Source organism: Pelotomaculum propionicicum (genome assembly GCF_004369225.1).
GTDB lineage: Bacteria > Bacillota > Desulfotomaculia > Desulfotomaculales > Pelotomaculaceae > Pelotomaculum_B > Pelotomaculum_B propionicicum.
Window position 1 is genome coordinate 29,819 of sequence record NZ_QFFZ01000026.1, and the last position, 18,566, is coordinate 48,384.

General features: G+C 50.4%; 19 protein-coding genes and 1 rRNA gene. 16 read left to right on the forward strand and 4 right to left on the reverse strand.

The annotated features are described in order from the left end of the window. Positions 1-145 precede the first annotated feature (145 nt). Together nadB and Pmgp_RS11825 are read left to right on the forward strand one after the other, a co-directional pair. Positions 146-1,729 carry an L-aspartate oxidase gene (gene nadB / locus Pmgp_RS11820; RefSeq protein ID WP_134214185.1) on the forward strand — a complete coding sequence of 528 codons (1,584 nt, stop codon included), beginning with the start codon at positions 146-148 and terminating at the stop codon, positions 1,727-1,729. A gap of 97 nt (positions 1,730-1,826) precedes the next feature. Next, a complete protein-coding gene (locus tag Pmgp_RS11825; protein WP_134214186.1) occupies positions 1,827-2,990 on the forward strand; it encodes a THUMP domain-containing class I SAM-dependent RNA methyltransferase in 1,164 nt (387 codons plus the stop codon). Positions 2,991-3,194: 204 nt separating this feature from the next. Here the strand turns inward: Pmgp_RS11825 and Pmgp_RS19760 are convergent, their stop codons facing one another. Then, entirely contained in the window at positions 3,195-3,401 is a 207-nt protein-coding gene (locus Pmgp_RS19760) for a putative signal transducing protein (protein WP_192902914.1), read from the reverse strand. Positions 3,402-3,625: 224 nt separating this feature from the next. On the opposite strand from Pmgp_RS19760, the gene Pmgp_RS11835 reads away from it, so the two are divergent. Beyond that, on the forward strand, positions 3,626-3,928 hold the full coding sequence (locus Pmgp_RS11835) for a zinc-ribbon domain containing protein (RefSeq protein WP_134214188.1): 303 nt from the start codon (positions 3,626-3,628) through the stop codon (positions 3,926-3,928). Between the two features lie 161 nt (positions 3,929-4,089). Here the strand turns inward: Pmgp_RS11835 and Pmgp_RS11840 are convergent, their stop codons facing one another. Continuing rightward, complete coding sequence (locus tag Pmgp_RS11840; RefSeq protein WP_134214189.1) at positions 4,090-4,797, reverse strand: hypothetical protein; 708 nt, start codon at positions 4,795-4,797, stop codon at positions 4,090-4,092. A 184-nt stretch (positions 4,798-4,981) separates the two neighbouring features. Between Pmgp_RS11840 and Pmgp_RS19765 the strand changes: the two genes are divergently transcribed. From Pmgp_RS19765 to nadC, 3 genes are all read left to right on the forward strand, one after another. Continuing rightward, positions 4,982-5,137, forward strand: coding sequence for a hypothetical protein (locus Pmgp_RS19765; RefSeq protein WP_192902915.1), 156 nt, complete (start codon positions 4,982-4,984; stop codon positions 5,135-5,137). 116 nt (positions 5,138-5,253) lie between these two features. Continuing rightward, positions 5,254-6,321, forward strand: a complete 1,068-nt coding sequence (locus Pmgp_RS11845) for a hypothetical protein (protein WP_134214190.1) — start codon at positions 5,254-5,256, stop codon at positions 6,319-6,321. 118 nt (positions 6,322-6,439) lie between these two features. Continuing rightward, positions 6,440-7,309, forward strand: a complete 870-nt coding sequence (gene nadC, locus Pmgp_RS11850; RefSeq protein ID WP_134214191.1) for a carboxylating nicotinate-nucleotide diphosphorylase — start codon at positions 6,440-6,442, stop codon at positions 7,307-7,309. Between the two features lie 171 nt (positions 7,310-7,480). Here nadC and Pmgp_RS11855 read toward each other — a convergent pair whose 3' ends face one another. Both Pmgp_RS11855 and Pmgp_RS11860 read right to left on the reverse strand, forming a co-directional pair. Then, positions 7,481-8,671: an MBOAT family O-acyltransferase gene (locus tag Pmgp_RS11855; protein WP_134214192.1), complete on the reverse strand. Its 1,191-nt coding sequence runs from the start codon at positions 8,669-8,671 to the stop codon at positions 7,481-7,483. Between the two features lie 3 nt (positions 8,672-8,674). Further along, positions 8,675-9,865: an SGNH/GDSL hydrolase family protein gene (locus tag Pmgp_RS11860; RefSeq protein ID WP_153189212.1), complete on the reverse strand. Its 1,191-nt coding sequence runs from the start codon at positions 9,863-9,865 to the stop codon at positions 8,675-8,677. Positions 9,866-9,949: 84 nt separating this feature from the next. Between Pmgp_RS11860 and Pmgp_RS11865 the strand changes: the two genes are divergently transcribed. From Pmgp_RS11865 to Pmgp_RS11910, 10 genes are all read left to right on the forward strand, one after another. Then, positions 9,950-10,933 (forward strand): biotin--[acetyl-CoA-carboxylase] ligase, encoded by a 984-nt coding sequence (locus tag Pmgp_RS11865; protein ID WP_243119825.1) that lies wholly within the window; start codon positions 9,950-9,952, stop codon positions 10,931-10,933. A 168-nt stretch (positions 10,934-11,101) separates the two neighbouring features. Continuing rightward, positions 11,102-11,686, forward strand: coding sequence for a biotin transporter BioY (locus Pmgp_RS11870; protein WP_243119823.1), 585 nt, complete (start codon positions 11,102-11,104; stop codon positions 11,684-11,686). A gap of 64 nt (positions 11,687-11,750) precedes the next feature. Continuing rightward, positions 11,751-12,032, forward strand: a complete 282-nt coding sequence (locus Pmgp_RS11875) for a late competence development ComFB family protein (RefSeq protein ID WP_134214194.1) — start codon at positions 11,751-11,753, stop codon at positions 12,030-12,032. 75 nt (positions 12,033-12,107) lie between these two features. Continuing rightward, entirely contained in the window at positions 12,108-12,878 is a 771-nt protein-coding gene (locus tag Pmgp_RS11880; RefSeq protein WP_134214206.1) for a type III pantothenate kinase, read from the forward strand. Further along, positions 12,875-13,843, forward strand: a complete 969-nt coding sequence (dusB, locus tag Pmgp_RS11885; protein WP_134214195.1) for a tRNA dihydrouridine synthase DusB — start codon at positions 12,875-12,877, stop codon at positions 13,841-13,843. The genes Pmgp_RS11880 and dusB overlap by 4 nt, the downstream gene beginning before the upstream one ends. Before the next feature lie 163 nt (positions 13,844-14,006). Further along, positions 14,007-14,531, forward strand: a complete 525-nt coding sequence (locus Pmgp_RS11890; RefSeq protein WP_134214196.1) for a helix-turn-helix domain-containing protein — start codon at positions 14,007-14,009, stop codon at positions 14,529-14,531. 11 nt (positions 14,532-14,542) lie between these two features. Continuing rightward, positions 14,543-15,634, forward strand: coding sequence for a shikimate dehydrogenase (locus tag Pmgp_RS11895; RefSeq protein ID WP_134214197.1), 1,092 nt, complete (start codon positions 14,543-14,545; stop codon positions 15,632-15,634). 309 nt (positions 15,635-15,943) lie between these two features. Beyond that, a complete protein-coding gene (greA, locus tag Pmgp_RS11900; protein WP_134214198.1) occupies positions 15,944-16,423 on the forward strand; it encodes a transcription elongation factor GreA in 480 nt (159 codons plus the stop codon). A gap of 97 nt (positions 16,424-16,520) precedes the next feature. Next, entirely contained in the window at positions 16,521-17,966 is a 1,446-nt protein-coding gene (gene lysS / locus Pmgp_RS11905) for a lysine--tRNA ligase (protein WP_134214207.1), read from the forward strand. Between the two features lie 482 nt (positions 17,967-18,448). Further along, a 16S ribosomal RNA gene (locus Pmgp_RS11910) occupies positions 18,449-18,566 on the forward strand; the annotation flags it as partial.

Sequence of the window (18,566 nt, forward strand, 5' to 3'; positions counted from 1 at the left end):
AATAAAAACATTAGAAAGGTGCAGGATTTTTCCAGTGAAATTTTTAATTTCCGGATAAACCTTGCCTAATAGTAACTGTACGGGGCGGATGGGGCGCCCTGCCGCACCCGGTAATGCCGGCAGTTATGTAAAGGGAGGGGATTCTTTGCCCGAAAGGTATATGGTAAACTTCGATACCCGGGACCTGCCCCAGGAAGAAGAGGAGTATGTAATCCTGGGAAGCGGCATAGCCGGGTTATATACTGCCCTGGCTGCTTCTGTCGCGGGCGGTTCGGTTACCGTACTCACCAAGCAGACTATGATGGATACGGGCACTGACAAGGCTCAGGGGGGTATTGCGGCCGCTCTTGGAGACTCTGACTCACCGGCGCTGCACCGGGAGGATACTCTGGTAGCCGGAGCGGGGCTGTGTGACTCGGAAGCGGTGGCGGCACTGGTGAGCGAAGGCCCGGACCGGGTCAGAGAGTTGATCGGCTTAGGCGCCATCTTTGACCGGGACAGCCGGGGTCTGGCACTGACCAGAGAAGGAGCGCACAGCCAGCGGCGCATCCTGCATGCCAGCGGTGACGCCACCGGTGCTGAGATCCAGCGGGTGCTGACCCAGCGGGTTAAGGAAAACGAAAAAATCAGGGTCCTGGAAAACCATTACGTAGTGGACCTCCTGGTGCGCGAGAACACCTGTTACGGAGTACTGGCTTATGACCGGCAGAACAAGACCTACAAGGTATTCCGGGGCAAAGCCGTGGTGCTGGCCACAGGAGGACTGGGACGCATATTTGAACATAACACCAACCCTGAAATAGCGACAGGTGACGGTATTTCCATAGCCTTCCGCGCCGGCGCGGAAGTGATGGACATGGAGTTCCTCCAGTTTCACCCCACCGTGTTAAACCTGCCCGGTGCGCCGCGCTTTTTGATCTCGGAGGCGGTGCGGGGCGAGGGCGCCTACCTGCGCAATAACCGGGGGCAGCGTTTTATGCTCCATTACCACGACCTGGCCGAACTGGCTCCCAGGGATATTGTGGTCAGGGCGATCCTGAAAGAGATGGCCGCGACCAATTCAAACAAGGTTTTTCTTGACGTGACCCATTTGGATCCCGAAGAGGTAAAACTGCGCTTCCCGAATATCACCAGGACCTGCGCGGAATACGGCCTGGATATTACTGTTGACCGGATCCCGGTAGCTCCCGCCGCCCATTACATGATGGGCGGGGTTAAAACCAACCTTGTCGGCGAGACAAGCATCAGGGGGCTTTACGCCTGCGGCGAGGTATCCTGCCCGGGCGTGCACGGCGCCAACCGTCTGGCCAGCAACTCCCTGCTGGAAGGCCTGGTGTTTGGCGGCAGGATTGTTGATGAAACCAAACACTTTTTGAAAGATTACCATCCCCGCCGCCTGGAGTTTGCCTGTGACTGGCTGCTGGAGCCGGTGCAGATCGACTACGCGTCTCTGCGCAAGGAACTGGAAGTGCTGATGGGTGAGAAAGTAGGGCCTGTCCGCAGCGGTAGCGGTTTGCAGGAAGCTTTAAAATTCTTTGACAAGTGGAGCCACTTAAAACGGCGCCGGGTGGAAACCGCGGAGCAGATGGAGGTTAAAAACATGCTCCAGGTAGGAGAACTCTTGGCCGAAGCAGCCCTTGCCCGTAGGGAAAGCCGGGGCGGGCACTACCGGGTGGATTACCCCGACCCCCACCAGCGCTGGCAAAAGCATATAATATTCAGAAGATAGTATTAGGGGACGGGTCCAACCCGTCCCTTTGCTTCCCCGAAATATTTACTAGCGAGCCGGGGTATAATCAATTAAGCCTGATGAACGGAGAAATCATATGAGCAGAATTGAGCTGATCGCCACTGCCACATTTGGACTGGAGGCGGTAGTGGCGCGTGAAGTTAAAGAACTTGGCTATGAAGATATGATGGTGGAAAACGCCAGAGTCACTTTTGCGGGAGACAATGACGCCATTTGCAGGGCAAACTTGTGGCTGCGCGCCGCTGACCGCGTCCTGGTTAAAATGGGTGAGTTCAAAGCGCTAACATTTGACGAGCTCTTTGAGCGGACCAGGGCTCTCCCCTGGACCGACTGGATACCGGAAAACGCCGTGTTTCCGGTACAGGGAAAATCAGTTAAATCACAGCTGCATAGTGTCCCCGACTGTCAGGCCATTGTCAAAAAAGCCGTGGTTGAAAAAATGAAGCAGAAATATAAAAAGAATTGGTTTGAGGAAAGCGGCCCCCGCTACAACATAGAGGTGGCTTTGCTTAATGACACAGCCACTTTGACCATTGACACCAGCGGGGCAGGCCTGCATAAAAGGGGTTACCGCAAACTGGGAAGCCAGGCTCCACTCAAGGAAACCCTGGCCGCGGCAATGATTTTGCTCAGCCGCTGGCAGCCCCGGCGCGTATTAATAGACCCTCTTTGCGGCTCAGGGACCATTCCCATTGAGGCGGCTTTAATCGGCCTGAATATGGCCCCGGGGCTGAAGCGGGCTTTCGCGGTTGAAGACTGGCCTGTTATTCCTAAGAAGCACTGGCTGAAAGCCAGGGAGGAGGCGCTTGAGGCTGTTTCCCGTGACCGGGACCTGCAGGTTTTCGGTTCAGATATAGACGGGGAGGCGCTTAACCTGGCCCGTTATCATGCCGATCAGGCCGGGGTTGGGGGGAAAGTGTTTTTTCAGAAGCTCCCTGTTTCTGAATTGCGTTCCAAGCGGAAATTCGGATATATTATCTGCAACCCGCCTTACGGCGAGCGCCTGGGGGATATGCGCCAGGTGGAGGAACTGTACCGGAATATGGGCAAGGTATTTAAAGAACTGGATACCTGGTCCTTTTACATCCTTACCTCACACCCCGCTTTTGAACGTTTTTTCGGGCGGAAGGCCGACAAGAAACGAAAGCTTTACAATGGCAGAATTCAGTGCAATTACTACCAGTTCTTTGGGCCGCGCCCGCCCAGGCGCGGGGAAGGGGACACCTTTATAGGCGCTTAAGGCGCCACGAAGGATGAAAATCTGTAGGTTCGATTTTAATCGAACAAGGCGCGGAGCGCCGAACTTGTTGAGGCCTGGGGACATACCTCGTCAACAAAGGAATACCTGAAATAGAGATGTGTCCCCATTCCTCCGACGAATGAATTCGCACCTACATTTAGCCGGAGCGCAAGCAGTGTTCTTGTTTTAAGGGCAATAATTGGCTTAATCAGTTAAGCCGAGTATCTCCCTGGCCCTGGCCAGGTCGGCTTGTTTTACCACCAGCCTGACCCCGCCTGTGACAATGGGCGTATATGCCGCTGCCAGTTCGTCAAAAACCCAGGCTTCAATTCCTTCACTTTCCAGCAGACCTTTTGTAATATGTGCTTCATTGGCGTCAAAAAAGGTGGTAACCGTAACTAATTTACTCAAAACATAAACCCCCTTTTTCTTTTTTGAGCACAAAAAACGCAAAAAATGAACTTTATGTTTTACTTTCAAAGATATTAAGGGTAAAATATAAGTTAAGCTCAATAATAGGTAACGTAGGTCCAGTTCACTTAATCCTTCTCAACCGCTTAAATGGTAAAGGAGACCAAAGATAAGTGAATCACCTGAGCCATTTGAGCAAACTAAATTTGAGGAGGATTTTCCAAGTGTATCAAGACAAAACCCTATCCTGCCGTGACTGTGGCGCCGAGTTTAACTTTTCTGCTTCCGAGCAGGAGTTCTACGCGGAAAGAGGCTTCACGAACGAGCCGGGACGCTGCCCCCAGTGCCGGGCGGCCAGAAAACAACGGAACAACAGAGGCGGTTTTAACCGCGGGCCCCGTCCCCAGCGCGAAATGTTTCCCGCAACCTGTGCCAACTGCGGTGCTGAAACCGAAGTTCCGTTCAGGCCCAGCGGGGATAGGCCTGTTTACTGTTTTGACTGCTTCAGCAAAAACAGCCGCTATTAAAAAATAGTTAAAAAGCGGTTTAGTAAAGATAAAAAGTTTAAGGGGAAAAAGCAGTAAAGCTTTTTCCATAAGCAAAGCACTAATAAAATCATTAACACGCTGTACCGTTTAATATGGTACAGCTTTTATTTAATAAACCCTAAATACTGTTCAGCTGAAAATTAATTTGCTTTCAGGTAGGTCTTAAGCAGCTTGTCCTTGAAATCAGCCCACAATTCGTCGTTGAAACAGATATATTCCTGCAGCGCGTCAAAAGACAGAGTTTGAAGCGAAGGTTTATCATAGCGGGATTTAAAAACCTCCAGCGTTTCAGCCGGCAGCAAACTAAGCAGCCATTCAAAATCAAGGTATCGGCTGAAACGGAGAAAGATGGGGATATTCTCATCGTTGCGGACTGATTTAGCTAATTTGACCTGCTCCACGGCAGAGGCCGGGTGAAAAAGCCCCATTTCCACCTCCTTGATGGCGCGGTCACAGGTCAGCGCCTGTTCACGGAACTTTTCAGCCAGGTTGTCCAGTTCCTCAGTAGACAGCGGGACTCCTTTTAAGGCTGCTTTGTTCACCATCCTTACCCTGGCCCGCTTCAGGCTGTGTCTTTCCCGGTAAGTGTGGCAAAGCCCCATGATGAAGCCGCGCCACTTCCTTTTCGGGCCAAGTACGGCTTTGAGAATTTTGTCAGCCTTGAGCTTGTCTATTTTTTCAGGCGGGTCTGCAGCGTGCTCTTTAATATATGACAGCAGCCCGTAGGGGTAAATGTATGGCCAGATCGCCTCTACGCACCTGAGTACAAGCTTTTCGTCAGGTTTTTCATCCCTCAGCCTTTCACCAAGTATTTCCGCTAACTGGACCATTTCTTTTAACTTAACCACTTTGCCCTTCCTTTCTTGAAATAACAAGTTAGTATTAATATACCAGAGAAGCCGGTTTATTGCTGAAATATTTTATAAACCCCCGCATCCGCCTTGTTAACATCTTTTCTCCAGGGTGATGCAGGAAATTCAGTCCCCGTAGAGTAATCTATTATCTAAGGTAAACATGCACGGGGTGATTATCTTGGATGAGAAGTGGCTGCTGGAGCAAGCTGCCAAGGAATATTTTGACCGGTATGAAAGTTACATAAAAGTGCCTGTTTCTGATTACCGCCATATCTGGCTTCTTTTTTTTAATTTTGAAAACAAAGCTTGGGATATTATAAAAACTTTGCAATAAATGACAGAGCTATATTATAGTTGGGACATTAAGGGAATAAATAGAGTAACGCTTGTTTAATTTAGTTTTGCCCATGTGACAGCTGTGTTTTTAATCATTTGGGGGGTGTGCGAGCGGTGAAAAAAAAAGTTTTTAGATTGCTGGGCATTATAGTTTTAATCAGTATGGTGTCAACAACATTTCTTATCAGTGGGTGTATTCCCTGGAAGAGCAATAAGGTGGTCCAAAAACCTCTGGTCATAAAAGCAGAGGATTTCAGCGTTTTTTTGTTTGAATCTTCGGAGGAGATTTACCGGGCCAATGTCAAGAGCCAGGCCATGTGGGCGGGACTGCGGGAACAAGCCGACCGGGATCCCGGCTACGCGGCGCATTACAGCTGGCTCTATGACACCTACAGTAAATGGGACGACCACCGCCGCTCCCAGCTAAACCAGATTATGGCCGACTACCTTCCTCAGCCGATGGCTGAAAGGCTGATTCAAAAAGGCAAACAGGGAGCCGGGCTGGACGAAATAATCCAGTTCATGAAGGATGACCGTTCTTTCAGCAAAAACAGGAGCACACTGGTCGATTTTTACTCCTGGTATGGCGCGAACTACGCCCTGCCCCACTACAACCAGATCCAGCCTTTGTTGAAGCAAAAGGCAGACGCCGCGACAGCCAGGGTGGACAAGGATTTTGACATTGTCCGCTTTATGGAGAAAGAGACGGGAATTAAGCTGAAAGAGAAGCCAGATGTTTTAGAGCTTATGATCAGCATGCGGCTGATCGGCGCTTCCGGTTTCAGCCGGGAAAAGGACTCCCTCTACACCATCAGGTGGAACAGCAGCCAGGAAAAAATCTGGGCGATGGCTTTTAATGAGCTTAACCAGCAGTTTTTCAGGACCTTTACCGGCGGCTGGTCCTTTAAATACCTGGCCGGTAAATTAAAGAAAGATGAAAAGTTGATGAACAAGTACAAAGAAGATGTCCCCTATACCTGGGAAGGCTGGATTGAGGAAAACCTGACCGAAGGCTTTGCCCGCTACCTGAACGTGCGCGCCGGTATATCCCAGGACGTGGGCGAGGGTGTGTACATTTTTGACCATGAGTACGCGCAGGCTCTGGTTAACGGCTTCGACGTCCAGAAGACCTCCCTGGAGGACTTCACAACTAAATTTTTGAAAGATAAATATAACATATAAAGGAAAGGGGACACATTGTCAGCGGACTGGGGACACACCTCCATTTGAAGTCTTACTCTAGGGTCGGAGGTATGTCCCCAAGATCAGGGAATGTCCCCAATACTGAAAGGGCGATAATGTGAATCTGAATCCGGTAGAACTAAGAAAGATGTTGGAACGGTTCCTGAGTGAAGATATAGGAGCGGGTGATATAACCACCAACAGTATTGTCCCGCCTGACGCCGCCTCAAACGGGTATATCGTGGCCAAGGCCGGCGGGGTTGTGGCCGGACTGCCGCTGGCGGAGCTGGTTTTTCAAATGCTTGACCCGTCTATCGCATACCGGGCTTTGGTCCAGGACGGGCAAAAGGTGGAGCGGGGGCAGGTGCTGGTGGAACTGGCCGGCAGCGCCAGAGCGATCCTGACCGGAGAAAGGCTGGCCCTGAACATCCTGCAGCATCTCTCAGGCATAGCCACCAGGACAGCGCAGATGGTTAAACTGGTTGAAGGCTGCCAAGCCCGTATTGTAGACACCAGAAAGACCAGTCCCGGCTTGAGGATGCTGGAAAAGTACGCGGTCCGGATGGGCGGTGGGCACAATCACCGCTTTGGGCTGGATGACGCCGTACTGATCAAGGACAACCATATAAAAGTGGCGGGCGGTGTAAAGGCTGCCGTAGAGGCGGCCAGGAACAACTGCCCCCATACCATTAAAATAGAAGTAGAAGTGGAAGACCTGGCCGGGGTGAAAGAGGCGCTGGAAGCCCGCGCCGATATTATCATGCTTGACAATATGGACCCGCCGGAGATGCGGGAGGCTGTGCGCCTTGTCGCCGGACGGGCGCTGGTGGAAGCTTCGGGCGGTGTCACTGAGGAGAGAATACGGGCTATCGCTGAGACCGGGGTCGACCTGATCTCATCCGGAGCGTTGACTCATTCGGTAAAGTCACTGGACATAAGCCTGGATGTAAAAGAGATTAAATTAAAACGCCCGGTAGATGAACTCTGAAAACCCGCTGGTTGAAAAAAGAACCATTACAGTGATCAGCAGCAGCCAAAAGCATGCTTTGCAAATGTCAGCCAGCAGACCTTTCACAACAAAAACCTCCATCTGGAAGCAAGTGGAAGCAAGGGGAGGGAAGCAAGGGGACGTTCTTTTTGCTTCCGTTTTTATTTGCGCCTAAATGTGAAAAATAATCTTTAACACATTCATCCCCTGGGCAAAGTCATTAACAAAAAATACCCAGCCAAAAGCGGCAAAATTAAAAGTCAAGGCAACGCTCAAAGCCCTGACAGGCCAGCTGTTTTTAAACCTGTCACTCAGGCGGGCGCCGACCAGCAGGTTGTAAAAGCGGTAAATCAACAAGCCCACCGCGTGGTAAAGGCCCCAGAACATGAAGTGCCAGGCCGCGCCGTGCCAGAAGCCCGTAGCCGCCATCACAATCAAGGTATTGACCACGGTCCGCGCCGGCTTGCCCCTGCTCCCGCCCAGGGGGATAAACAGGTAGTCCCTGAACCAGCCTGTCAGCGACATGTGCCAGCCTTTCCAGAAAAGGGAGATATTGCGCTGGAGGTACGGCGCGTTGAAATTTTCCATGACCTGGAAGCCAAACAGCCTGCCGGTCCCAATGGCGATATCGGAGTACCCGGAAAAATCAAAGAAGATCTTAAAGGCGTAGCTGTAAACAGCCACCAGGTAAGCGACGTCGTTAAGGCCGGGTTTGCTCAATTCCGCTGACAGTAAGGCGATAGAATCGGCGATGACGATTTTTTTAAACAGGCCGAGAATTATCCTGGGCAATCCCTCTGCCGCATATTCCCATTTGAACCCCTTTATTTCCGCGCGCTGAGACTCAAAGCGGTTGTAGCGTTCAATAGGGCCGGCGGTGATAATCGGAAAAAAGAAAGTGTAGAGGAGAAACCTGAAATAACTCCTGCTTTCAATGGCGCCTCTTTTCACCTCAACCAGGTAGTGAATAAAGCGGAAGGTAAAAAAGGAAACCCCTACGGGGATTATAATTTCCGGGACAGCATACCTAACCGGGCTGCCTGCCCACCGGCCGATATCATTGTATGTCTGGACTGCCAGGGGAAAGTATTTGTAGTAGGCAAGCACGCCCAGTACCCCCAACACTGTAAGAAAAAAAACAGCTTTCCAGCCGGTTTGTCCTGAGTCGATCCATTCACCCGCCAGATATACCACTGTCGCCACGGCCAGGATCAGCAAACTTGGCGCCGGGAAGAGGGCAAAGAGCAGCCCGCAGCTGGCGGCCAGGAGCACGGCGGACCTGAGTGCAGCGGGGACAATAAACCAGTATGTCAGAAAGACCAGGACTGTAAAAACACCGTATAGTGAACTGTTCCAAACCATAGGTTACCTCTTAATATACCCCTGATCGAATAGGTCCAGGGTGATTTTGTTAGCTAAGATTTTGTTCCCTTCAGGCAGCAGGTGGACGATATCCGAAAAATTTTCATAAGGTATGGAGCTGCCGTAATCCAGGACGGGGAACCCCGCTGAGCTGGCAGCGTCCAAAACAATAGATAAATTTTTGCTGTAGGCCGGCCTGTCAATCATATCGTAACGTTCCAGCAATTCATAGTTGCGGGGGGTAATAAACAGTACCAGGGGGATGCTTTCTCTGCCGGCGGTATCCAGCAGCATTCTGTAAAACACCCATTGTTTATTCTCACCTGTCAGGTAGAATGCGCCAACCCTGCCTTCGTCCGGGTCCAGTTTGCCTTCCCAGTCCTTCTCGTACCAGCGGCGCCTCATTTCTATTGTCTCCGGCAGTTTTTCTTCAGCAAAGGGAAGAATCAGGCGAATGTCTTTTTTAGCGTCTTCAATTTTTTCCCGCAGGGGTTTGCCCCAGAGCCAGTAATTGATCAGGATCCGGTAACGGTAAGGCTGCCAGTAGTTAAGCACATGCTGCGCAAACCATTCCTCAGCGGGTGTGCGGTTTGATTCTTCCATCTGTATGCCCAGAGCCGGTAAATCCAAAGCGTGCGGAACACCCTTAAGCCTGGTAACCGCGGGGTGATCCAGCGTGTTTTCCCGGGCGAACCAGGCCATGTTTATATTATAGATGAAAAGATCTACTCCTGAGCCCGCCAGGGCATCCAGTACAAAATAAACCTCCGCCGGGGCGCCGCCGGGCATGCCCAGATTGAACACGTGTACGTCTCTGTCCGGCAGGCGCTGCCGCAGTTCTTCAGCGATATACGCGGGCAGTGTTTCCAGGCCGCTGGCCACAGCTTGCCCGTGTATGACCGAATCTCCAAGTATAACAACTTTATAGCCGCTGCATTGCTTTACCTGGTCCACCCAGAGGGCAATCGTTTCCAGGTCATCTGAGGGCATACGCTGGCCGCCCGGGCGTGAGAACTTTTGTGCTATTACAGCGGCAGTAATTCCATGCAGAGCCAGGAGGCCAGCCAGTAAAAAAATAAAGACCCTCTTGTTTATCGGCAAGAAGTTGTTTGACAGCATGTTCGTCCCTGACCTTGAAAAGTATCTCTTTTTTAATTTTGACAGAGCCAGGATCATTTCCTGCATAGCGTTCAAGGGTGTATGCCTGACCTTAATGGTTAACCCTGACGATAAAAGAGGTTGACGTTAAAAATACTTTTAAGGTAAAATGTGTCTGAGGTGAAACTTTTGAAAGACGCTATCCTGAGGCTGCTTAAAGAAAGGCGGCCGGAGCCTGTATCCGGGGAAGATATCTGCAAAAGCCTCAATGTAACGCGGACTGCGATCTGGAAGCACATGCAGGTCCTGCGGGAAAGCGGCTACGAGATTGAAGCGCGTCCCCGGGCGGGTTATACCCTGACCGGCATCCCGGACAGGCTTTACCCGGAGGAGATCCTGGACGGGCTGTCAACCCGGTTTTTGGGAAGGAAAATATACTACTGTGATTCAGTGTCCACTACCAACGAGACTGCCAAGGAACTGGCCAGACAGGGCGCCGCTGAGGGCGCCGTGGTTGTGGCTGAAGAACAGACAGGCGGCAAAGGCCGGCTGGGAAGGAGATGGTTTGCCCCCAAATATAAGGGGATCTGGTTTTCCCTGATTCTATGTCCACCGGTGCTGCCTCCCGAAGCCAACCAGGTGACCATGCTGGCGGCTGTTGCTGTGGCGGCGGCGATTCGAAAAGAGACCGGGATTGCAGTGGGCATTAAATGGCCCAACGACCTGCTTGTGAGCGGCAGGAAAATATGCGGCATACTGACTGAGCTGAGCGCTGAGATGGAGAGGATTAATTACATGGTTGTTGGCATAGGGATCAATGTCAACCAGGAGCAAACTGACTTTCCTGAAGAATTCCGGGAAAGCGCGGCTTCACTCAGAACAGCGTCAGGCATAAAAATTAACAGGGTGAAGCTGATCCGGGCCGCGCTCGCTGAGTTTGAGCAATGGTACGAGATCTGGCTGGAACGGGGTTTTACACCTGTTTTGGCCAGCTGGAAGGAGATGTCTGTTTCCCTGCACTGTCAGGTGCGTATACACGCGCCAAACAAGTCATGGGAGGGCTGGGCTGAAGATATCGACAGTGATGGAGCGCTGCTCCTGCGCCTGCCCGGCGGGGAACTCCAGCGGGTAATATCGGGTGAAGTATCTTTGCGTATGAAGTAATGAAAAGGAGACAGAATTCAGAATTCAGAAGACAGAATAAAAATTTTTGGTTTGATCTTATTCTGTATACTGACTCCTGACTCCTGTATTCTGGGGAGATGTATGTGTTTATTGTTAACCTGCTAGTAAATGATGGTTTACTTTTATAGCAAAAAGGAGATGAACGAATTGTCCAAGTTTTCGGCGCGTGACATTACCATGACCGCAGTTTTTGCTGCCCTGGCCGTAGTATCGGCGATGCTGGTGCGTTATGCCGGCAGTATCGTTCCCTTCAGCCTTCAGCCTTTTGTTGTAATGCTGGCAGGAGGATTGCTGGGCGCCCGTTTGGGGGCGCTGAGCATGGTTGTTTACATCCTGCTTGGGCTTGTCGGCCTCCCTGTGTTTGTCTCGCCCCCCTTTGGCGGTCCGGCCTATGTCCTGCAGCCCACTTTCGGTTTTCTGCTCGGGTTCATTCTCAGCGCTTATGTTACCGGGTCACTGCTCAAAAACAGGGAAGAAAGCGGCTTTGCCCGCTATTTCCTGGCCATGGCCGCGGGAGTGTTGGTTTATGACCTGATTGGTGTCCCCTATCTTTATCTGATCCTTAACTTCTACCTGGGCAAAACTGTTTCGATTGCGACAGCAATAACCATAGGTTTCACACCATTTATCCTCCTTGACCTGGTCAAGGCCGCGGCGGCTGCGATTCTGGCCAGGGCTGTTTACAGGAGACTAAACGCCTATGGCCTGAGCGAAAGAAATGAGATGCAATAAATAGAGGAAAATGGTACTTTGCGGAGAATAAAATCGAAACAGTTGAAGAAGGGAGATGATTTAAATGTATCGCCTTTTAAATGTGATGGAAATTCTGGTAGACGAGACTATCGATGAAATACTAAGGGCCAACAAGGATATCTGCGGCTGTGACCGGTGCAGGCTGGATCTGAGCGCGGTGGCCCTCAATAACCTCCCCACCATCTATGTGGTGACAACTGAAGGAGAAGTTTTGAAAAGGACCAATTCCTTGAAGCAGCAGTTTAAAGTCGATATCATCCGGGCTCTGACTGAAGCCCTGGAAGTTGTACGGAAAAACCCGCATCATGCCAAAGCTGATGCCTGAGCAGGAGGCTGATATTGCGCAGGCTTTGCCACTTTGGTAGAATGGTCTATAGCAATAGGGAAAGTGGTGATGTCCATGATCCTGGTTTTTGATGTGGGTAATACAAATATAGTTTTAGGCGTTTTTGACGGAAATAAACTGGTTGCTAACTGGCGCTTGTCTACAAACCGCCACCGTACATCCGATGAATACGGCATCACGCTGAAAGAATTGTTCTCCTTTTCCGGCATCGGGATGAACCTGATTAAATCTGTGGTTATTTCCACTGTTGTGCCGCCGTTAACTTTTACCCTGGAAAGAGTCTGCCAGAAATATTTCAACCTGACCCCGCTGGTGGTCGGCCCGGGCATAAAAACAGGGCTTTCGATTAAGTATGAAAATCCCAGGGAAGTCGGCGCGGACCGGATTGTAAACGCGGTGGCGGGCATAGAAAAGTACGGCGCCCCCCTCATTATTGTTGATTTTGGCACAGCTACCACTTATTGCGCTATAAATGCCAAGGGTGAATATCTGGGCGGGGCCATAGCACCCGGCATCAGCATTTCAACAGAAGCCTTGTTTGAAAGGGCAGCCAAACTGCCGCGGGTTGAAATAGCAAAGCCACAGGCGATAATCGGGAAAAACACTGTAAATGCCATGCAGGCCGGAATCTTTTACGGGTTTGTCGGGCAGGCGGACGAAATTATCAGGCGGATGAAAAAAGAGCTGGGTGAAAATACTAAAATTATCGCAACAGGCGGGCTGGCCTCGCTGATAGCGCAGGAAAGCATGTATATAGAAAAAGTCGACCCGTTTCTGACCTTGTATGGGCTGCGGCTTATTTACGAGAGGAATGTGCAGCGTTGAAGATAGGTCCCGTTGAACTGGAGAACCCGGTGATAGCCGCTCCCATGGCGGGTATCACGGACAGAGCCTTCCGGATTTTAGCCAGAGAAGCCGGCTGCAGCCTGGTCTACACCGAAATGGTTAGCGACCAGGCTCTTTTATATGGGAACCCCAAAACCTGCAGCCTGCTGGACATATCGGGCGAGGCCGGCCCCGTCAGTATGCAAATCTTTGGCTCCGACCCCGGCTATATGGCTGAAGCCGCGGAAATTGTGGCCGGCCGCGGCGCCTGGATCATAGACATTAACATGGGCTGCCCGACACCGAAAATAGTTAAAAACGGTGAAGGTTCAGCCCTGATGAGGAGTCCGGAGAAGGCGGCCGCGATAGTCAAGGCAGTTGTGCGGCGGGTAAAGATACCCGTGACAGTTAAGATGCGCAAAGGCTGGGACGAGTCATCGGTGAACGCGGTGGAGCTAGCCCGCCTGGTGGCGGAGGCGGGAGTGTGCGCGGTAACGGTGCACGGGCGCACCCGCTCCCAGTTTTACACTGGGAAAGCGGACTGGGGGATCATTGCCGAAGTAAAAAAAGCAGTGGACGTGCCGGTAACCGGCAACGGGGACATCTGGCACCCCGCAGACTGCCTGGCCATGATGGAACAGACGGGCTGTGACGCTGTTATGATCGGCCGGGCTGCGCTGGGCAATCCCTGGATTTTTTCGCAGGCTGTACACTTTTTAAAAACAGGTGAACTGCTGCCCGGCCCAACCCTTGAAGAAAGGGTTGCCATGGCATTGAGGCATTTTCACCTGCTGGTGGAAATAAAGGGTGAGGACGTGGCGGTGCGGGAAATGCGCAAACACGCCGCCTGGTATATGAAAGGACTGCCCGGGGCGGCCCGCCTGAGGGATTTAATTAATAAGGCCAAGTCTCAGCGGGAGATTAAAGATTTGTTGGAAGGCTTGGTAGTACAATCTAATGGATGAGTATAAGGCGCTAAAAGTGCAGTAATAAAGAGAAATAAAAATATTACTAAAACACCTGTGGCCACTTGAAAAAGGCCTTATTTTTTTGATAAAATTTGTCTGTACACAACTTTGTGCACATATATATTGATTTAACGGTTAAAATAACATAGAGGTAGATTCTATGGAACTGATCCGTTTAGGAGATAAGATCATCAGCCGGCGTAAAATTGACCAGGCTGTGGGAGAAATCCTTAGCCTGAGGGCTAGAGGTCTCTCTCAAACCGAGGTTGCCGCAAGGCTGGGCGTAGACCGGACCTTGGTCTGCCGCCTGGAAAGCCTCGGAGAGATTAGAAAAGGCCGCGGGCTTGCGGTAATAGGGTTCCCCATTCTGAATAAAAAAGAGGTAGAGGACGCTCTGGAGCAGGAAGGAGTCGACCTTGTTTTTCTGATGTCTGTGGGGGAGTACTGGGAGTTTTTAAAGCAAAAAAGCGGTCTTGACATATTCGATTTCGTAATGGAAATGATAGCAAAGGTACATACTTATGACCAGTTGATAGTTATAGGTTCAGATCAGCGGATAAAGATTTTTGAGGCTGTATTGAACAAGGAAGTTGTAGGCTTTGAAATCGGTGAGTCGCCTATTCAGGAAGACAGGTTTGTTGAAATAGATAAGATAGTGCAGCTAGTGCGGGCTATTAAAGGATAGGGGGATAATTGTTGCAGAACTTTGCTTTTATGATCCACCCCACTAACGCGGGGGATGTCGCTAAAAAATTTAAATTCGCACGGTTTATTCCCGACCAGTTGATTGAACGGGCCTTTGCCATGCTCCCTTCTATGGAAGTCGCTCATATTACGGGGATTCGCTCTGCGCACGCGGAGACAGAGGGTTGGTTTATAGCATGTCCCCTTACGACCAGGTTGATTATGAGCCTGCCCCAGGATTATGTTATAAAAAAGATCATCCAGGGGGGCCGTGTGGCAGAAAAACTGGGTGCCAAAATATTTGGCCTGGGTGCTTTCACCAAGGTGGTCGGCGACGCGGGGATAACCGTGGCCGCCAATTTAAATATCCCTGTTACCACCGGCAACAGCTATACTGTCGCCACGGCCGTCGAAGCGACCAAGGCGGCGGCAGGGATGATGGGCCACGACTTGAAAAAGTCGACCGTTGTAATTCTTGGCGCAACAGGTTCCATTGGGCGGGTATGCGCCATGATGCTGGCCGGGGAAGTGTGCAATATGACCCTGGTGGCGCGGGATGAGCGCAAACTGGAGGACCTCGCGTCAAAAATCCTTTATGATACCGGGCTTGCTGTAAAGGTGACTGCCGATACGAAAAAGGCCCTGGGTTCCGGAGATATTATAATTACTGTCACCAGTGCGGTTGATACCGTAATTGAACCTGAGGACCTTAAAGCAGGCGCCGTGGTTTGTGACGTGGCCCGGCCTAGGGACGTGTCAAAGCGGGTGGCTGAGGTGCGCCATGACGTGCTCGTCATTGAGGGAGGCGTGGTAGAAGTTCCCGGAGATGTGAATTTTAATCTGAATTTCGGTTTTCCGCCGGGGACTGCTTACGCTTGTATGGCGGAAACCATGATTTTGTCTCTGGAAAACCGTTACGAAAGCTACACCCTGGGAAGGGAACTGACCATCAAGCAGGTAGAAGAAATTTCCGGCCTGGCTAAAAAGCACGGCTTTAAATTGGCAGGATTTCGCAGTTTCGGCAGAGCTGTTACAAGCGAAGAAATCAAGGAAATCAAGCTGCGGGCCGCAGGAAGCCGGCTCATCCCAGCTTTGGCAAAATAGGACCAGGAATTAAATGCCTGTGGATAAGATGGCCTTGACAAAGTTAGGCCATCTTCTTATAATGTTTAGGAAAAGAAAGGCGCCTGGCTTTGCAAAATCAAGTCATTTTTTTTAAGCCGGGCCGGTAAATTAGCGGCGAAAAAATTGGTGTACCGGTAGTTTTATCGTTGCACTATACAAGCACTGCAAAGGGAGTTTTTTGCAGTGCTTTAAGTGTACTAAGGGCCTTTTTGCTCTGGTATCGCATAATAAAAGGGGTAAGACATATATTGTTTTGTAATGTATTCCAGAGGTAAGGAGACTAAGTTGATGAAAGAGAAGGAAGTAATATTAACTGTAAATGGCCTAAAAAAGCTTGAAGACGAGCTCGGGCAGCTTAAATCTGTTAAAAGGAGAGAAGTGGCCGAACGGATCAAACAGGCTATTGAGTTTGGTGATATCAGCGAGAACTCGGAATATGAGGATGCCAAAAATGAACAGGCCTTTATTGAAGGTCGTATTTTGACTCTGGAGAAAATGCTGCGTAACGCTAAAATTATTGATGACGAAAACCTGGATACAAAACTGGTTTCTATAGGCTCCACTGTGCTGCTTAAAGATCTGGAATGCGGCGATGAGGTTAAATATACTATTGTCGGTTCTGTTGAAGCTGACCCCGGGGCAAATAAAATTTCCAACGAATCACCGGTAGGCAAGGCTATTCTGGGCCAGGCCAAAGGAAGTATCGTTGAAGTGAGTGTGCCTGCAGGCCAGCTAAAATTCCAGATCATGGATATTTGCGGCAAGTGATTTTCTGGAGGGTGTAATTTTGGGACATAAGCAAAAAGAAACTGAAATTGCCACAGGGGGCGAGAACAACAACCTGGTTGAGGACCTCAATGAGCTGATGCGGGTCCGCCGTGAGAAACTGGGGGAAATGCGCGGCAGAGGGCTTGAACCGTATGGCGGCCGTTTTGAGCGTACCCATTCGGCCCGTTTTATCGTGGAAAACTACCTGGCCCTGGAAAACAAGCCTGTGACTATTGCCGGCAGGATCATGTCCAAACGGGGCATGGGCAAGGCGTCCTTTGCCCACATCCAGGACGCTACCGGCCAGGTCCAGATTTATGCGCGTTTAAATGATGTGGGTGAAGCAACATATGACCTGTTCGGCAAGCTCGACATTGGTGATATTATTGGTGTTGAAGGCAGTGTTTTTAAAACCCGCATGGGTGAGATAACTGTTGCCGTAGCCAAGCTCAGGCTGCTCTCTAAGTCACTGCGGCCGCTGCCGGAAAAATGGCATGGTCTCAGGGATGTTGAACTTCGCTACCGGCAGAGGTATGTCGATTTAATAGTTAATCCCGCGGTAATGGCAGTATTCGAGACCAGGAGCAAAATTGTCCGGGCTTTCCGCAATTTCTTGGACGGCCGGGGTTTCCTGGAAGTTGAAACTCCAATGATGCAGGTGATCCCCGGGGGCGCCGCGGCCAGGCCCTTTATCACTCACCACAACGCTCTGGATATAAACTTATATATGAGAATAGCCCCTGAGCTTTATTTGAAAAGGCTTTTAGTGGGCGGCTTTGAGAAAGTATACGAAATCAACAGGAACTTCCGCAATGAAGGCATTTCCACCAAACACAATCCAGAGTTCACCATGCTTGAGCTGTATGAGGCTTACGCCGACTATAACGATATGATGAATATTACAGAAGAGCTTATTTCATCTGTCGCCGCGGAAGTGCTGGGCACCACCAGTATTGATTACCAGGGCACTAAGATTAACCTTGCCCCGAAGTGGGACAGGATCCCCATGCTTGAAGCTGTAAAGCAGCACTCAGGTCTGGATTTCAGCCTGATCAAAACTGCCGCGGAAGCCCAGACTGTCGTAAAACAGGCCAGGCTAGGCATTGAGTTGGAGGCTTCTGACACACGCGGCTCAATTTTGAATAAAATTTTCGAAGAAATAATAGAGCCCAAACTAATTCAACCAACGTTTATTACAGACTACCCTGTGGAGATTTCGCCACTGGCCAAAAGAAAGGCTGAAGACCCGGAACTTACCGACCGCTTTGAGCTGTTTATTTACGGGCGGGAAATGGCCAATGCCTTTTCAGAGCTGAATGACCCTATTGACCAGAGAGGCCGTTTTGTCAGCCAGGCAGAGAAGAGGCGGGCTGGTGACGAAGAAGCTCATATGATGGATGAAGATTATATAAATGCCCTTGAGTACGGCATGCCGCCTGCAGGCGGTCTCGGGATCGGGATCGACCGGCTGGTAATGCTGCTCACCAATTCGTACTCAATTCGGGATGTAATCTTGTTCCCCTTGATGAAACCGCGCGACTGATGTCAAGCATACATAGGCCAGGTTGGCTCCGCCAGCCTGGCTTCATTACTTCAGAAGAATAACATAAATTTCCTGCAGGTAATTTGTTGACAAGCTGAATTCCAAGTGTTAAGATAAGCTTCCGGCTGCGCTGAACGGCGCAAATGGAAAAGAATTTGAAAGGTCCAAAATGTGTCGAAAAAGTTACCAGTAAGTACCTGGTTGACAAGCTGGACCTGGAGTGTTAAAATGGAATTCCCGATTGCGCCGAAAAGTGCGGCGGTGGGAACCAAATTAAAGGAATATACTGGCTTGACAACAGTAATCCTTTATGGTAACATAATAACCCGGGGCGCTGAGAAGATATCAGCCCCAAAGCAACCGGTCTTTGAAAACTAAACAGTGGATGGATGGAAAAGAAACACATGACTCTCGTCAAGCGAAAGCTAACGAAGAGTAATTCCGAAACAACAACAAGAGCTAGAAATCGAATTTTTCAAATATAATTGGAGAGTTTGATCCTGGCTCAGGACGAACGCTGGCGGCGTGCTTAACACATGCAAGTCGAACGGTCCAGCACTCAACTTAGTGCTCATAAGATATAGAGTTTTAATTAGAGGA

Excerpts from the sequence above, each read along its gene's own strand:
- Pmgp_RS11825 (WP_134214186.1), top strand. The coding sequence starts at position 1,827 with ATGAGCAGAATTGAGCTGATCGCCACTGCCACATTTGGACTGGAGGCG.
- Pmgp_RS11855 (WP_134214192.1), bottom strand. The coding sequence starts at position 8,671 with ATGGTTTGGAACAGTTCACTATACGGTGTTTTTACAGTCCTGGTCTTT.
- Pmgp_RS11875 (WP_134214194.1), top strand. The coding sequence starts at position 11,751 with ATGTATCGCCTTTTAAATGTGATGGAAATTCTGGTAGACGAGACTATC.
- Pmgp_RS11880 (WP_134214206.1), top strand. The coding sequence starts at position 12,108 with ATGATCCTGGTTTTTGATGTGGGTAATACAAATATAGTTTTAGGCGTT.
- Pmgp_RS11890 (WP_134214196.1), top strand. The coding sequence starts at position 14,007 with ATGGAACTGATCCGTTTAGGAGATAAGATCATCAGCCGGCGTAAAATT.
- greA (WP_134214198.1), top strand. The coding sequence starts at position 15,944 with ATGAAAGAGAAGGAAGTAATATTAACTGTAAATGGCCTAAAAAAGCTT.
- lysS (WP_134214207.1), top strand. The coding sequence starts at position 16,521 with ATGCGGGTCCGCCGTGAGAAACTGGGGGAAATGCGCGGCAGAGGGCTT.